This is a genomic window from Pontibacter chinhatensis (assembly GCF_900113285.1).
GTDB lineage: Bacteria > Bacteroidota > Bacteroidia > Cytophagales > Hymenobacteraceae > Pontibacter > Pontibacter chinhatensis.
Window position 1 is genome coordinate 325,418 of sequence record NZ_FOOT01000003.1, and the last position, 15,315, is coordinate 340,732.

Consider the following 15,315-nt stretch of genomic DNA (forward strand, 5'->3'; position numbering starts at 1 on the left):
TATCATACACCCTGTACTTTATGGAAGACATCAACAACGCCCTCGACCTGCTGCTGAATAAGCTGGAGTCGTGGGGGAACCACATTGTGCTCTTGCTGCCCAACCTGTTTGTGGCGCTCATCCTGCTGATCCTGACCTTCTATACGGCCCGGATAATACGCAGAGGCCTCGACAACGTGATCAGTCGCTTCTCAAACAGCGTGGCGCTCAACAATCTGATTTCCACGCTGCTGTACATCACGCTGCTGCTCATAGGTCTCTTTTTTGTGCTGAGCGTGCTGCGCCTCGACAAGGTGGTGATCTCGCTGCTGGCTGGTGTGGGTATTCTGGGGCTGGCCCTAGGTTTTGCCTTTCAGGATATTGCGGCCAACTTTATTGCAGGGGTGATTATTGCTGTGCAGCGACCCATCGGCGTGGGCGACATGATCGAGACAAACGACTATTTCGGCGTGATTGAGCGCATCTCGCTACGCACAGTGGATATCCGCAAACCGACGGGAGAGCTGGTCCGGTTGCCCAACAAGATGGTGTATGAGAACCCGGTCACCAACCTCTCTTACCACGGCACCCGGCGCGTGGACCTGGAAGTGCGCGTGGCTTTCTCGGAAGACCTGGAGCGGATACAGAAGCTGGTGATAGAGGCCTTGGAAGATGTGAAGAACCGGGTAAAAGCCCGTCAGATTGAAGTGATGTTCGATGCCTTTGAGGAGAGCTCTATCCGGTTTAAGGCCAGGTTCTGGATCACCTACAACCGGCAGGTCGACTACGTGGGGGCCAAGAGCGACGCGATCATCCGCATCAAAAAAGCCTTCGACGCCAACAACATCATCATCCCCTACCCTATACACAGCCTCAACTTCAGCGAGAAAGGCAACCGGCGGCTGGGCGATGAGCTGCAAAGTATGCGTGGCGAGAGCACCGGAACAAGCTGGCGCGACAACAGCTGATTTTATACTTTTCAAACAGAAAGGGCCGATGCAGTATCGGCCCTTTCTGTTTTACTTGTCTTTTTTGTCCAGGTTCTTGCCCAGGTCCTCCACCTGCTTCAGGAAGGTGTCCACGTTTTCATCGGCGTAAGGGCCGTAAGAGTTGGAGATGGTGCCCTTCAGGCCGCTTTTTGTCTCCAGCGCGTAGAGTATAGACATGTCATCCGGGTCGCTCTCGCCCTCAAAGCGGTAGTGGTCCACGATGCGAACCTGGTCCGGGGTGAAATAAGTTTCTCTTTCCTCCATGGTGCAGAGTCTTCCGTCCTGCCCCACTTTAAAGTCGTACTTGTAGCCGTCCTTGCGCAGGCGGTTGAGCACGTTCACTAAAGATCTTTCTTCAACTTTGTCTTGCATAGTATGTCGTGTTAAGTGGTTCTATCTTTAAGTATAGACCTATACGCAAAATCAAAGTAGAGGGACGTTCCAAGTGCCCAGAATACCCTTGGAACCCGGTTTCGGGGCTGTTCGGAAGGATAAACTACGCTTTCGCCTGCTGCTTCTCCAGGTCCTTCTGTATCTTCTTAAAGTCGATGGTGGAGCAGGCGCCGCAGCTTTTGGCGCAGCCGTCCTTGGCCGAGAAGGTTTGGTAGACCATGCGCACCATGTAGGCGATGGCTACCAGAAAAATAAGCAGAATGAGGGCTTGCTGTATCATACTTTAGAAACCTTGTGGAAGTATAAAAAGTTTAGGCGGATGGCTTTTTCCAGAACTCGCCGATGGTTTGCTGCATCTCCGGGTGGATGTTGCCGTTGCTGGCCACGATCTCCCGCCCAAAAACATAGTCGCCCTCCTCGGTAAACCTGCTGAGCTTGCCGCCCGCCTCCTGCACGATGACAATGCCGGCAGCCACATCCCAAGCGTTCAGGTTATACTCAAAAAAGCCCTCGAAGCGGCCGCAGGCTACGTAGGCCAGGTCGAGGGCCGCAGAGCCAATGCGCCGCACCCCATGCGAGCGCGACATAAAGGCGCCAAGCACCTGCAGGTACTGTGGTGTCAGTCCAAAATTATGGTAAGGGAAGCCGGTGGCGATAAGGCTGTCTTTCAGGGCCGGGGCGTCGGATACTTCTATGGGGGAGCTGTTGCAGAAAGCGCCTCCGCCTTTGTAGGCCCAGAAGCACTCGTCGCGGTTCGGGTCGAAGATGGTGCCCGCCACTACCTCGTCGCCGTCCAGCAGCCCCACGCTCACGCAATAGGCGGGCAGACCATGTATAAAGTTGGTAGTGCCGTCCAGTGGATCAATTATCCAGTTTAGGCGCTCGCCGCGGGTGGTATCGGTGCCTTCTTCGGTAATGAAGCCGGCCTCGGGCAGCAGCTGGCGCAGGCCTTCCACCAGTTTCTTCTCCGCTTCCTTATCTACATAAGACACCAGGTCGTTGAAGCCCTTTTGCTCGATGCTGGAGCGCTCAAAAGTCTCTCCCTCTTTGCGTATAAAAGCGCCGACGCTGCGGCAAAGTATGTTCAGGTTGTTAGCCAGTTGGTTCAGGTTCATATCTTATGTGCTATACTTTGTGGATGTGCCAGGGCTTGTGCCTTTTTAGAGAACCATACGGCATAAGCGCCTCTAAGTATGGCCGCCACCATAATGGGCAAGAACGCAGCATGGTACATTTGCGGCCACAGCGGCCAGCCGATTAAAGCCACTAAGGTGATGATGGTAGTATACAGCATATACTTGCGGACCCACTCCGGAAGGATGGTGCGGCCCAGGAAGAAGGCAGCCACGGCGTGCGTAGGAATGGCCCAAAGCAGGTTAAAGTTATAGGCGGTAGCCTGGTGATCGGTGGCAAACCAGAGCAGCAGCACCACAATGCCCAGTACGCCCAGCATAAAGAAAAACGCCATGTCGAACACGCGGCTTCGGCGGCGCTTGATGAAATCCATCACCGTAAGGGCTACCACTACTACCAAGAAAGTCCAGAAGACGAGCTGTGGCGTCAGCCAGCCAGCCTCCAGCGGCTGGGAAGGGTCGCGCTCAAAAATCACCTTTGTCTCCTGCATCAGCGGTGAGGTTGTGCCGTTCTGGGCGATGGTGGCGCTGGCCAAGCCTTTGGCCAGGTAGTCCGGCAGGAACATGTACTCGTACGGCGTAGCTTTCTGGTCGATGCGCGCGCCCAGGGCGATGTCGATGCCAAAGTCCCCCCAGGGCTGCGGCCCTAAGTATAAATCGATGAGGTTGCGGAAACTATAGCCTTTGTCGAAGTGGCTGATGTTGAAAGCCAGCTGGTTGGGGAACGTGGCCTCCACGCCGTCGCGAATGCGGGTGGCGCAGTTATCGAAGAAAAAGTCGTAGAGGTAGAAGCGGTTCTCGGGCAGGTAGTTGTGCGTCAGGAAACCCCAGTACTGCTGCTTTTGCTCTTCTGTAAAATTGAACTCCTGCTCATACACCGAACGGTTCTCCAGGGTATAGCTGTAGACAAAGTCGCGGAAGTGCGCCGCTGACAGCTTGTACCGCAGTTTGCCCTGCGCGAACTTGAGGTAGAAGTTGGGCTCGTCGAAATCGAAAGTGCCGTAGTTAAATACCACGTCCATACCGGTGACGGGGTCGTTTACGCGCACGGCGCTGTGCCCGAAAATGGCGTACAGATCCGGCCCCGGTGAGCAGGTGATCAGGCTTATTCTGGCCTCCGGCGAGAGCTGCACATCCTCGAACTGCGCCCAGGCCGGCAGGGTGAACACGCTAAGCAGCAGCGCCAGCGAGAGTTTCTTTATAAATGCTTTCATCTTATTCTTTATCGGCTTTGCCTGCTTTGGCGGCTCCGGAAACCACTACTACAAACTCCCCTTTTATACTTTTGTTGTTGAAAATCTCCAGCAACTCCTCTAACGTGCCGTTGATAGTTTCCTCAAACATCTTCGAGATTTCACGTGAAACAGAGGCCTCGCGCTCGACCCCAAACACCTCCTTAAACTGCGCAAGCGTCTTGAGCAGGCGGTGCGGCGACTCGTAGAAAATCATGGTGCGTTCTTCGCCGGCCAAGCTCTGCAGGCGCGTCTGGCGACCTTTCTTAATGGGCAGGAATCCCTCAAAAGTAAAGCGGTCGGTGCTGAAGCCCGATTTTACCAGCGCCGGCACGAAGGCCGTGGCTCCCGGAAGGCACTCTACTTTAATATCATGCTTGAGGCACTCGCGCACCAGGAAAAAACCGGGGTCCGAGATGCCGGGCGTGCCTGCGTCGGAGATGAGCGCCATCACCTCCCCTGCCTTCAGGCGGTCGATGAGGTGGGCGGTGGCCTTGTGCTCGTTGTGCAGGTGGTGGCTGTGCATGCGCTTCTCAATGCCCAAGTGTTGCAGCAGCTTGCCGCTCGTGCGCGTGTCCTCGGCCAGTATCACGTCCACCTCCTTTAAAATGCGAATGGCCCGCAGCGTAATATCCTCTAAGTTGCCGATGGGCGTCGGCACCAGGTATAAACTTGTTTTTTCCTGTTCCTGCATGGCGTAAAGATACTACTTAATTGTTGGTTGATAATTGCTGGTTGTTTGGTTTATAGGCTAAAGTATAGGAGCCGTATGCAACACAGCAAGAGCTATTGTGCCGGCAGGCAACAACAATTAACAATCATCAATAGCAATTAATTACCAGCCATCATCTTGTCATAAATCTCGTCGATACGCCGGGCCAGTTCCAGGTCTTTTTCCGTGACGGTGTTGCCGGCGTCGTGGGTGGTGAGCTCTATTTCTACCTTGTTGTACACGTTACTCCACCACGGATGATGGTCCATCTCCTCGGCCACCTCGCCTACCGTGTTCATAAAGGTCAGCGCCTGCTTAAAGTCCTTAAAGGTAAGGCTGCGCTTTAGTTTGTCTTCTTCCTCTCTCCACATAAAGTATAAGTATAAAGTATAAACGGCTGCGGCAGGTATAAGATAGCTTTCTTAGATAACCACCCCAAAACGCAGGCGTATAGTAGGGAACTGCCCAAAGCGGCAATCCTACTTAAAACTATGAAAACTATGGCAAACAAACCAACCAAGTTGCCTGCGCAGGAGCAGGAGCAGCAGCCGGGTAAAGAGCATGAAATGACCCCGCAGCCTGAGTACATCCGGAAAGGCTACAAAGGCAGCGACAAACTGAAAGGCAAAAAAGCCCTGATAACCGGCGGCGACAGCGGCATCGGCCGGGCCGTGGCTGTACATTTTGCACGTGAGGGGGCCGATGTGGCTATCGTATACTTAAACGAGGACAAAGACGCCAAAGACACCCTGAAGCTGATTGAAGCGGAAGGCCGCAAAGGCCTGATTCTCTCCGGCGACATCGGCGATGAAAAGTTTTGCAGGGACGCCGTGCAGCGGGCCGTAAAGGAATTGGGCGGGCTGGACATACTGGTGAACAATGCCGCTGAGCAGCATGAGCAAAGCGATCTGAAAGATATCTCGAAGGATCAGCTGCAGCGCACCTTCCAGACCAACATTTTCTCGATGTTCTACATGACCAAAGCCGCCCTGGAGCACATGAAGGGAGGCAGCGCCGTCGTCAATTCCACCTCCGTTACCTCCTACCGCGGCAGCGACCACCTGATGGATTACGCCTCTACCAAAGGGGCTATCACCGCCTTTACACGGTCGCTTTCGGCCAACCTGGCGGAGAAAAAAATACGTGTAAATGCCGTGGCCCCCGGGCCTATCTGGACACCCCTTATTCCGGCCTCTTTTGATGCGGAGAAAGTAAAGGAATTTGGGCAGAATGTGCCGCTGAAACGCCCCGGGCAGCCCTCTGAGGTGGCCCCGGCCTATGTGTTTCTGGCCTCCGAGGATGGCTCTTATATAACCGGGCAGGTGATACACGTAAACGGTGGTGAGCAGGTAGGCAGTTAAACCTAAGCGGCCTGAAAAGAGTAAAACAAAGTATAAGCGCTCTGGCAACAGGGCGCAGTGTTAATTAAAAGAATGCAATTATGGCTGAAGATAAAGAAAACAAGGATGCGCTGAGAAACCAGCCGCCCAACAAGCGCGGTTTCCGTGAGATAGAGGAAGATACCGGTGACCTGGAGATGCGCGCGGGCCACATTATACCGGGCGCTGACCCGCCTAAGAACGAGCACCAGCGTGGTGGCTTCGGCAACCGCGATGGCAAAGAAGGCTATGGCAGCGACACAGCCTCTGAAGGACCAAGCGCCACGGGCGTAAACGACTTTGCAGACGACGGCGTGCCACCGCCAGACAACATGCGCACTGAGGACGAAGGTCGCGGTACCTAAGTATAAAAAGTATAAGCAAGAAGAGAAGGCCACAAAGTATAAACTGGCCGTGAAGTTGAACAATTATTAAAAAGGAGGATATTATGCCATCATATAAGCACACCCAGCCCGGCGGCGAAAACAAAGGAAGGCCAACTGGGGAAGGACAGAGCAAAGCTGCAGGCAAGCCTGTAGACCCAAATCAGACCCGTGCGGAGCACGAGGAGCTGAAGAAAAAACATACCGACGGGCCTGACAAAGCGGCGGGTAAAAACACCATGACCAACAATCCGAACCGCAATACGAATAAGCCCGACCTGGACAACAACAAGTATAACTAGAATACCTAACATTGCTTAAACAGAAATAGCACCTGTAGCGCGGGTGCTATTTCTGTATTACCTTTACGGTGTCGCCTTGTCCGCGCAAAAAAAGACCCTATGCCCCGTTACGCCCTCACAGACATACACGGCTGCGCCCGCACCCTCAAAGCCATGGTGCACGATCAGCTCCGGCTTACACGTAATGACGAACTCTACCTGCTCGGCGATTTTGTAAATAAAGGTCCTGACTCCAAGGGTGTTATTGATTTTATACTTCATCTGCAGAAGCAGCGCTACCAGGTACACTGCCTGCGCGGCAACCACGACCAAATGCTGCTAAAAGCGGTGGAGAAGGGCGAAAAAGCCCTGAACCTTACCTCAACAGAACGGGGGCTGGTGCTGCAGAGCTTCGGCATCACGCGATTTGAGCACCTCCCCGACAAGTATACGGCCTTCCTTAGCGGCCTCCCCTACTATTTAGAGCTTCCCGATTACTTCCTAGTGCACGCCGGCTTCGATTTTAAGCAGGATGACATCTTCTCCGACAAAGAAGCCATGCTCAACATCCGCGACTACAAACCTGACTGGATCCGCCTCGGAAACAAAAAACTGCTGCACGGCCATACACCCACCCCCCTTCACGGCATTAAAAAAGCAGCCTCGCACAAAGAGCCAAAGCTAAACCTCGACGCCGGCTGTGTATACTACCGGAATGCAGCTTTCGGTAACCTGGTTGCCTTAGACCTTGATACTCTGGAACTTCACATCCAGCCCAACATCGATCGCCCATATCCTGTTGCCCGCAAAGGCTAAAATCTTCCTCCTCACTGGCCTAGGTGCAAAATCAGTTAACACACCTGTTCGATGCTAAGTTGAACTGTTTGTTCTTAGTTATCGAACTAATATACCGCTTTTAATATATATTAATTTGCACTTTATTAATGAAAACTTATAGGCATAGAAGTGCGGGAAATTGTATTGCCTTTCGGTGTTTCCAAGCGATTGACTTTTAATGTCTTAACATCCTGTTGGTAGCAGGGGTACTGCTTAGGCTGTCAGAGAAGCTGTAATGCAACTTGCGGGAGGTTTTTGCCTCGGAAAAACCTTAGTAATGGCATATAATACTATATTCTTAAAATTAGATAAAAAAACATATAGACATATTGCTAAAATGATAGATAAATTATCTTATTTTGTGGCAATTAGGCTTAACATAAATTAGCACAGAAATCTTTTATTACATACTTAAGTTCGAGCTATGGTGCAACTCTACAATCCCCCTATTACACAACTCCTCAGGTCACTGCTCTTGCAGTGTGTTTTCTTGCTCGGAATAGTCTCCATGGCTGTGGCGCAGACCTATCCGGCCCCAGCTGAGTACCATGGTCCTTGGAGAACACCAACGTCTTCGAATGTAAAGACCAATGGCTTGGTAGCGGATGGCGCTAATATTGAGCCAAGTGGCGCTGGTGGTTCAGCCCAATTCAGGACCACTTCTGCTAATGTTGACGTCAAGCTGAATGGGAATGGACTTACGGGCTATAAACTAAGCTATAGCATAGTAGCTACTACCACCAGGTCTGGTTCAGCCAGCATGACAGTAAGTTACAGCACTGATGGCGGCCAAACTTTTGGGAATGGTGCTGTTACCAGCGATGTGCCGAAAGAAGCCACCACCATAGATTTATACCTACCTGCCGCTGCAACAGATGTAAGGTTTCAGTTGGCATCGGTTACAGATGCCTATGTGTTCCTGGATGCGGTAAAGGTATCGCAGCAGCCTGAGGTGGATGGCTTCACTCCGGCAGGGGGAGTGCCGGGTACACCTGTAACGATTACAGGTACACACCTGAACGAGACTTCTGCAGTGTTCTTTGGTACAGTACCAGCTGAGAGTATAACAGTAAACCCAGAAGGCACATCTGTTTCAACAGTGGTGCCAACAGGTGCCAAGAGCGCCCCTATTAGAGTAGTAACCTCTTATGGTGAGGCAAGTACTGCAGAGTTTAAAGTGCCTGCTCCTGTGTTTGCTACCAGTGGCTCTCAGTTTGCTCCAACAGGTGCCGGTGCTGGAGAGACAATAACACTTTTCGGCCAGTATTTTACAGGTGTTAATGAAGTGCTGTTTAACGGAGCGGCGGCAGATGCTTCTACTATTAGGTTTGTAAGCGACGGAGAAATTACAGTAGTAGTACCGAAAGGTGCTAGTGCAGGACCTATAACGGCAACGAGCCCGGCGGGTAGTGGAGTAAGTTCAGCTTTTACGGTTTACGGTCCGCAGATCATAGCTCAGGCAGAAGGTTCAGAGTTTACTCCAACAGAAGGCCCTGCACTTACTACAGAGGTGACCATCTACGGGGATTATTTTACAGCTGTAAATGAGGTGCTTTTCAATGGAGTGAAAGCAACCAGCTTTGCAGTGGTTAGTGATGAAGAGATAACAGCCACAGTTCCGCTAGGTGCGGGTACAGGTCCTATCACGGTGAAAAGCCCAGCGGGCGAGGCTGTAAGCACGGCGGTTTACAATGTGCCGGCCCCTCAGTTTGTCACGTATGATAACGTTGACTCTCAATTTAAGCCTACCTCAGCTGGTCCAAATATGCAGATAACGCTGTATGGCGTGAACCTGGCCAGCGTAAGCAGCGTGGTGTTCCTGGGAGCAGAAGGCGACGACAGTGATAATGTAGTGGCTACTTTTGCTGCCCCTACCAACGATACTGAACTGGTGGTAACAGTGCCAGCTGATGCGAAGACAGGAAAAATCCAGCTTATCGCTCCAGGTGATAAAACAGCCACCAGCGAGCAAATCTTTAATTTTGTTCCGGCTCCAATTATTACTGAGGTGGCAAATACAACGGCAACGGATGGAGGAACCTATGGATTGGTGGGAGAACAAATCACCATTACCGGCCAGGATTTCGGAACAGCGTACGAAGTGATTCTCGGAAACACAACACTAAATCCTACCACCGAAACCAACACAGCTGGCTTTACCGTGAATGTAGAAGGTACCGCTATTACGTTCAACATTCCAGACGGAGCAGCATCAGGTAGTGTAACCGTAAAAACACAGGGTGGAGAAGCCACCTGGGAAGGTCCGTTTGACGTTATCTATGCTCCGACTATTGCGAGCTTCAGCCCGGTTAAAGGACCAATCGGTCAGGAGGTAACCATTACAGGGCAGTACCTGAAGTATGTTTCAGAGGTGGTATTCCTGGGCAGTAGCGCATCAGAGGATGATAATAAAACAATTACCTTCTCTGCTCCTCATGCAAGCGACACAGAAATAAAAGTAACGGTGCCAACTGGCGCCATAACTGGTTTTATTAGCATTACTAACCCTGCTAACACCACCACTTCTGCTGATGAGTATGAGGTGATCGTTATACCTGTTATTAATGCTTTCACTCCTACACGGGGCGTCGCTGGTAATGAAGTAACAATCACAGGTTACAATTTCTTAGGGACAACGAGTGTAACGTTTGGAGAGAGCGGCCTTGTTGCTCCTTATGATGCAGACACAAATCCAGGCGGCTTTACAGTTGTGTCAGATACTGAGTTAACTGTACAAGTACCGGTCGATGCAACCACAGGCCTTATATCGATTACAAACGCTATGGGTACAGGAAGCAGCGAGAGTAACTTCACTATCACTCAGAAGCCAACCATTACGGGCGTGTCTCCTCTTAAAGGAGTGGTAGGCTCGAAAGTGGTAATTGAGGGTACTGAATTTGTGGGTGATAACATTGTAGTAACTTTCCTGGGAGCAGGCACAGGCGTAGTCGCTACAAGTATAACTGTTGAATCTTCGACTAAAATCACTGCCACAGTACCGGAAGGCGCTTTGACAGGCAAGCTGATGGTGACAAACGCTGCTGGAAACAGTGAGCCAAGTATAGACACTTACCTAGTTGTAACAGCTCCTGAAATAATCAGCTTTACTCCAACAGAAGGTAAGGCCGGTGATGACGTAATTATTAAAGGATGGTTATTGGAGTCAGTAACAGCAGTAGGCTTTAACGGGGGCGTACAGGCTACGCCTAAGTACAATGCAGCTGATAGCACCATCACCGTAGTGGTGCCAACAAACGCTACAACTGGTACCTTAACCTTGATAGTGGGCGAGGATGTGGTATTTACAAGTGCAGATGTCTTCACGGTAATCCCTGCTCCAACCATCGTTTCCTTCACGCCTGCACAAGGCATAGCAGGAACTGAAGTGACAATTAATGGTACAAACTTTATTAAGGTATCAGGTGTGGCATTTGATGGAAAGCTTGCTGCCATAGAGACAGTACAAGTAAATGAGACATTTGATGCACTTACTGTAACTGTACCTTATGACGCAACAACTGGTAAAATCACGATAACTGCAGATGCAGGTGAGGCAGTAAGCGAAGACGACTTTACAGTACCGGTTCCAGCAAATATTACTTTCACGAACAACTCTCAGACACCAACCACGAGTTATGCTAATCAATTGGTAACAATCAGAGGGCAGTACTTTACTAATGCTACGGAGGTTGATTTTAATGGTAAAAAGGTAAACTCCGGAATAACGGTAGTGGATGAGGTAGAAGGAAATACAGAGCCTGACCGTTATCAGATGATTACCGTAAAGGCCCCGTTTGATGCAGGTATTGGCAAAATTACAGTTACGACCCCAGCAGGTTCAGGAGTTAGTGCTGCTGACTATACTGTGATTGAACCGAAGATTTCATCTATCAGTGCAGCCGAAGGCTATGTGGGCAAAACAGTGGTGACAATTAAAGGTGAACTCTTTACACAATATTGGGATGAAGCTAGCGGTGCTGTAGCGACTCAGGCTCCAAAGGTAAGATTTGGAAGTGCAGTGATTACAGCTGAGGACTATGAAGTAGATGGTACAGAAGTTACGGTGACGGTGCCAAACGGCGCAACAAGTGGAAGCTTGGTAGTAATATCAGGCAGTGGTGAAAGTGAGCCGATGCAATTCAACATACTTGCTCCTATCCTATCATCAGTAGAGCCTCAGGCAGTATATGCGGGGCAGTCTGTTACTGTTACTGGTACAAACTTTATTAATGTGACTGGTATGTCTTATGGTGGAAACATAAGCATAACAGGATATAATATTGTATTGACTGATCAGGAACAAGGTACAGGCACCATTACCTTCACGGCTCCTGTGGTTCAGCATAATAGTACTAACACGTTAAGTGTAACATCTACTAGCGGAACAGGAACTACAGAGGCCTTAACTATTTATAAGCCGATTATAACTAACGTAACCCAAACAGGAAAAACTGGAGACAGAAGAGTTTACGCGGGTGTTAATACAATTACCATCACTGGTACGCGCTTCGATGAGTATTGGAATGGCTCAGTAGTAAGAGGGACGCCAATAGTTACCTTCGCTGGCGCAGATGGTGCTCGTGTGAATGCATCTATAGAGTCCTTTACGCCGAGTGGCTCTGAAGATGGACAAGATGTCTTAGTAGTGAATGTTCCTGCAAATGCTATAACTGGCTCTGTACAAGTGCAGAGTGGTAGCGGTACAGGAGAATCTGTCGATGAGCTTACTATAATAGGAGCACCAACCATCACAAACTTCAGTACTAATGCAGGCTTAGAAGGAGCTACCTTTACCATCAACGGTACAAACTTTGACGACGCTACTAAGGTTACTTTCCTAGGTATTGAGGGAGAGGCGGATGAAGTAGATGCTGTTGAATACACCGTTAATGCTTCTTCAAATGCTATATCTGTGAAAGTGCCAGTAGGTGCTACAATAGGTAAGATTGCGGTAACGACACCTTATGGTGATGGAACAACCATTACAAGCTCTCAAATCTTCAGAGTAGTAAAAGCCCCTATTGTACATGACTTTAACTTGAAAGAAGGTCCAACTGGCTCAACGGTGACAATAACTGGGGAGAACCTGATAGCAGTAAGTGGCAGAATCAAGGTGTCTTTTAAAGGTCATGGTGGCGATGTTATACCTGCAACAGATGTTAATCTTATGACGAATCTTCCTGCTACTGTTAATACACAGGATTTAACAACTGCACGTCAGATAACAGTAACAGTGCCAGCAGACGCAATTAAAGGCGTAATTACGCTAACAAATGAAGCTGGAACAACGACAACAGCTGAGGCAACAGCTACAGAAGTAGACGTCTATACTGTAACCAGCCCAGTACTTGTGAGATTTGAACGTGAGAATGGTAGCATTATCACAGAACAAAATCCAGCCCGAAGAAAGGAAAGAGTTCTGCTGAGGGGTTATAATCTCGAAGGAATTGGCACGATACGCATTGGTACTGTTTATGCGACAAGTTTCTTTGAGCCTGATGACAAAACAAGAGTAGAAGTTGTGGTGCCACTTACTGCTACTTCAAGTACGGTTACGATTACAGCAGCAGGTGGCGAAGACATCAGTTCAGATCAGCTTTACATTGCCGTTCCGACTATCAAAGTTGATCCAGGAAGCCTGAGCTTTAATGTAGAGGCCGGACAGATTTCGGAAGCCAAGTATTATACCGTAAGTGCAATGAACCTGGCCGTAGGAGAAAACCTGGCAATAAGAGTGACCGGAGCGAATGACTTCTACATAGCGGTGAGCAAGGATGCAGCAGATGATGCCTGGAGCAAGGGGATGCCTGCTTTAACTCCTGATGCAGCTGGTAATATTGCGGAGACTACCTTCTGGGTAAGAAGCCAGCCAGGTATAGATGCAAGTACAAACCAGTCAGGAGCTATTGCGCATACTTCTAACGGCGCAGCTACTGCGAATTTGAGCCTCAGCACTACCGTGCTTCCACTTCCAGTAGAGCTCATGTCCTTCAACGCGGCGCTGCAGAACAACAACGTGCTGCTGACGTGGGCAACGGCTTCGGAGCAAAACAATTCTCACTTCGAGGTGGAGATGTCGAGAAATCCGAAGAGCGGCTTTGAGAAGATTGGCCGTGTGGAAAGCAAGGGCTCTAATAGCATGACGCGACTGGACTACGAGTTCATGCATAGGTTAGGCAACCTGACCGGCACAATCTACTACCGTCTGAAGCAGGTGGACACCGACGGAACGACGGACTACAGCAAAGTAGTAGCGGTAAATGTGAAGGCTCGCGAAGTACTGCAGCAAGTGCTGGTAGCTCCGAACCCAATCAACTACAACTCCAAGCTGTATGTGTCTGCCGAAGTTAGCGGAAAAGCCAACCTGGTGGTGTACAGCATGACCGGCAAGAAAGTATACGCCAAAGTGGTAGAGCTGCAGGAAGGACCGAACGAGGTACAACTGCCAGTATACGAAAAGCTGAACAAGGGCATGTATATCCTGAGCGTTGAGCTGAACGGACAAGTAAGCCAGGTGAAGCTGGTGAAAGAATAGCAATAAAGTATAAGCTATAGCCACAAAGGCCCGGTGCAGAAAGCGCCGGGCCTTTGTTTTTTGGCCCGAAACAAGTTTATAGAGAAGGTAGGGCAAGTGGCGAAACGGAGATAAACTTCTGAAACATTGGTTTATTCGGGCGCATACTTTAATTTTGGGATCATATTAAATTTTAGACCGATGCAAAGAGATACCGCTATATTTGACCTGATTGCGAAAGAAAAAGCGCGCCAGACGCATGGCATTGAACTGATTGCCTCCGAGAACTTTGTTTCAGAGCAGGTGATGCAGGCCATGGGCAGCGTGATGACGAACAAGTATGCCGAGGGCCTGCCGGGCAAGCGCTATTACGGCGGCTGCGAAATCGTGGATCAGTCAGAGCAGTTGGCGATAGACCGCGCAAAGGAACTTTTCGGAGCAGAGTGGGTAAACGTGCAGCCGCACTCCGGCGCTCAGGCAAACTCAGCGGTGATGCTGGCAGTGCTGCAGCCAGGCGATAAAATTTTAGGATTTGACCTTTCGCATGGCGGGCACCTGACACACGGTTCGCCTGTGAACTTCTCAGGAAAACTATACAACCCTTCTTTCTATGGCGTAGAGCAGGAAACAGGGCTGATCGATTTTGACAAAGTGGTGGAGACAGCCCGTCGTGAGAAGCCGAAGCTGATCATCTGTGGTGCCTCTGCCTACAGCCGCGACTGGGACTACAAGAAGCTGCGCCAGGCTGCCGATGAGGTAGGTGCCCTGTTAATGGCAGATATCTCCCACCCTTCCGGACTTATTGCTCGTGGCCTGCTGAACGACCCGTTTGAGCACTGCCATATCGTAACCACCACTACCCATAAGACGCTGCGCGGCCCTAGAGGCGGCATGATCATGATGGGCAAGGACTTTGAGAACCCATTTGGCATTAAGACACCAAAAGGCGAGACGCGCATGATGTCCTCTTTGCTGGACGGTGCCGTATTCCCGGGCACGCAAGGTGGCCCGCTGGAGCACGTGATTGCTGCCAAAGCCGTGGCATACTATGAGGCGCTGTCTGATGACTACCTGAGCTACGTGAAGCAAGTGCAGCAGAATGCACAGGCGATGGCCAAGGCCTTCGTGGAGCGTGGCTACGACCTTATCTCCGGTGGCACAGTTAACCACATGATGCTGATCGACCTGCGCTCTAAAGGCTTAACCGGTAAGCTGGCCGAAAACACGTTGGTGAAAGCCGACATCACGATCAACAAGAACATGGTGCCTTTCGATGATAAGTCTCCGTTTGTAACCTCTGGTATGCGTGTGGGCACAGCCGCCATTACAACACGCGGCCTGAAGGAGCAGGACATGGATCGCATCGTAGAGTATATCGACCATGTGCTGATGAACAACGATAACGAGGCGAAGATCAGCAGCGTGCGCAGCGAGATCAACAAATGGATGCAAGAGTATCCGCTGTTCGCTTATTAATTATTTC

Annotated in this window: 13 protein-coding genes; 7 read left to right on the forward strand and 6 right to left on the reverse strand. The window is 50.4% G+C overall.

All coding sequences use genetic code 11. The annotated features are described in order from the left end of the window. The first annotated feature begins 20 nt into the window (after positions 1–20). Positions 21–947, forward strand: a complete 927-nt coding sequence (locus tag BM040_RS10595; RefSeq protein WP_092100925.1) for a mechanosensitive ion channel family protein — start codon at positions 21–23, stop codon at positions 945–947. Positions 948–998: 51 nt separating this feature from the next. Here the strand turns inward: BM040_RS10595 and BM040_RS10600 are convergent, their stop codons facing one another. The 6 genes from BM040_RS10600 to BM040_RS10620 all read right to left on the reverse strand — a co-directional run bounded on the left by BM040_RS10600 (position 999) and on the right by BM040_RS10620 (position 4,809). Continuing rightward, entirely contained in the window at positions 999–1,340 is a 342-nt protein-coding gene (locus BM040_RS10600; protein WP_092100927.1) for a hypothetical protein, read from the reverse strand. Positions 1,341–1,464: 124 nt separating this feature from the next. Further along, positions 1,465–1,641, reverse strand: coding sequence for a FeoB-associated Cys-rich membrane protein (locus BM040_RS21720; protein ID WP_175491037.1), 177 nt, complete (start codon positions 1,639–1,641; stop codon positions 1,465–1,467). A 31-nt stretch (positions 1,642–1,672) separates the two neighbouring features. Then, the gene (locus BM040_RS10605; RefSeq protein WP_092100929.1) at positions 1,673–2,476 is read right to left on the reverse strand and encodes an inositol monophosphatase family protein; all 804 of its coding nucleotides are present in this window, start codon (positions 2,474–2,476) and stop codon (positions 1,673–1,675) included. Next, a complete protein-coding gene (locus BM040_RS10610) occupies positions 2,473–3,708 on the reverse strand; it encodes an Lnb N-terminal periplasmic domain-containing protein (protein WP_092100931.1) in 1,236 nt (411 codons plus the stop codon). The genes BM040_RS10605 and BM040_RS10610 overlap by 4 nt, the downstream gene beginning before the upstream one ends. Before the next feature lies 1 nt (position 3,709). Continuing rightward, positions 3,710–4,420, reverse strand: coding sequence for a 16S rRNA (cytidine(1402)-2'-O)-methyltransferase (gene rsmI / locus BM040_RS10615; RefSeq protein ID WP_092100933.1), 711 nt, complete (start codon positions 4,418–4,420; stop codon positions 3,710–3,712). Between the two features lie 137 nt (positions 4,421–4,557). Next, positions 4,558–4,809, reverse strand: coding sequence for a 4a-hydroxytetrahydrobiopterin dehydratase (locus BM040_RS10620; RefSeq protein ID WP_092100935.1), 252 nt, complete (start codon positions 4,807–4,809; stop codon positions 4,558–4,560). Between the two features lie 120 nt (positions 4,810–4,929). Here BM040_RS10620 and BM040_RS10625 point away from each other — a divergent pair, with 120 nt between their 5' ends. The 6 genes from BM040_RS10625 (at position 4,930) to glyA (ending at position 15,308) form a co-directional block, all read left to right on the forward strand. Further along, positions 4,930–5,799 (forward strand): SDR family oxidoreductase, encoded by an 870-nt coding sequence (locus tag BM040_RS10625; RefSeq protein ID WP_092100937.1) that lies wholly within the window; start codon positions 4,930–4,932, stop codon positions 5,797–5,799. A gap of 80 nt (positions 5,800–5,879) precedes the next feature. Further along, a complete protein-coding gene (locus BM040_RS10630) occupies positions 5,880–6,182 on the forward strand; it encodes a hypothetical protein (protein ID WP_092100939.1) in 303 nt (100 codons plus the stop codon). Between the two features lie 83 nt (positions 6,183–6,265). Continuing rightward, positions 6,266–6,502 carry a hypothetical protein gene (locus BM040_RS10635; RefSeq protein ID WP_092100941.1) on the forward strand — a complete coding sequence of 79 codons (237 nt, stop codon included), beginning with the start codon at positions 6,266–6,268 and terminating at the stop codon, positions 6,500–6,502. Between the two features lie 99 nt (positions 6,503–6,601). Further along, positions 6,602–7,297 carry a metallophosphoesterase family protein gene (locus BM040_RS10640; RefSeq protein ID WP_092100943.1) on the forward strand — a complete coding sequence of 232 codons (696 nt, stop codon included), beginning with the start codon at positions 6,602–6,604 and terminating at the stop codon, positions 7,295–7,297. A gap of 445 nt (positions 7,298–7,742) precedes the next feature. Then, positions 7,743–13,853, forward strand: coding sequence for an IPT/TIG domain-containing protein (locus BM040_RS10645; protein ID WP_092100944.1), 6,111 nt, complete (start codon positions 7,743–7,745; stop codon positions 13,851–13,853). Between the two features lie 180 nt (positions 13,854–14,033). Continuing rightward, complete coding sequence (glyA, locus tag BM040_RS10650) at positions 14,034–15,308, forward strand: serine hydroxymethyltransferase (RefSeq protein WP_092100947.1); 1,275 nt, start codon at positions 14,034–14,036, stop codon at positions 15,306–15,308. Positions 15,309–15,315: the final 7 nt, after the last annotated feature.

Coding starts and splice junctions, on each gene's coding strand:
- BM040_RS10595 (WP_092100925.1), top strand. CDS start 21: ATGGAAGACATCAACAACGCCCTCGACCTGCTGCTGAATAAGCTGGAG.
- BM040_RS10600 (WP_092100927.1), bottom strand. CDS start 1,340: ATGCAAGACAAAGTTGAAGAAAGATCTTTAGTGAACGTGCTCAACCGC.
- BM040_RS21720 (WP_175491037.1), bottom strand. CDS start 1,641: ATGATACAGCAAGCCCTCATTCTGCTTATTTTTCTGGTAGCCATCGCC.
- BM040_RS10605 (WP_092100929.1), bottom strand. CDS start 2,476: ATGAACCTGAACCAACTGGCTAACAACCTGAACATACTTTGCCGCAGC.
- BM040_RS10610 (WP_092100931.1), bottom strand. CDS start 3,708: ATGAAAGCATTTATAAAGAAACTCTCGCTGGCGCTGCTGCTTAGCGTG.
- rsmI (WP_092100933.1), bottom strand. CDS start 4,420: ATGCAGGAACAGGAAAAAACAAGTTTATACCTGGTGCCGACGCCCATC.
- BM040_RS10620 (WP_092100935.1), bottom strand. CDS start 4,809: ATGTGGAGAGAGGAAGAAGACAAACTAAAGCGCAGCCTTACCTTTAAG.
- BM040_RS10625 (WP_092100937.1), top strand. CDS start 4,930: ATGAAAACTATGGCAAACAAACCAACCAAGTTGCCTGCGCAGGAGCAG.
- BM040_RS10630 (WP_092100939.1), top strand. CDS start 5,880: ATGGCTGAAGATAAAGAAAACAAGGATGCGCTGAGAAACCAGCCGCCC.
- BM040_RS10635 (WP_092100941.1), top strand. CDS start 6,266: ATGCCATCATATAAGCACACCCAGCCCGGCGGCGAAAACAAAGGAAGG.
- BM040_RS10640 (WP_092100943.1), top strand. CDS start 6,602: ATGCCCCGTTACGCCCTCACAGACATACACGGCTGCGCCCGCACCCTC.
- BM040_RS10645 (WP_092100944.1), top strand. CDS start 7,743: ATGGTGCAACTCTACAATCCCCCTATTACACAACTCCTCAGGTCACTG.
- glyA (WP_092100947.1), top strand. CDS start 14,034: ATGCAAAGAGATACCGCTATATTTGACCTGATTGCGAAAGAAAAAGCG.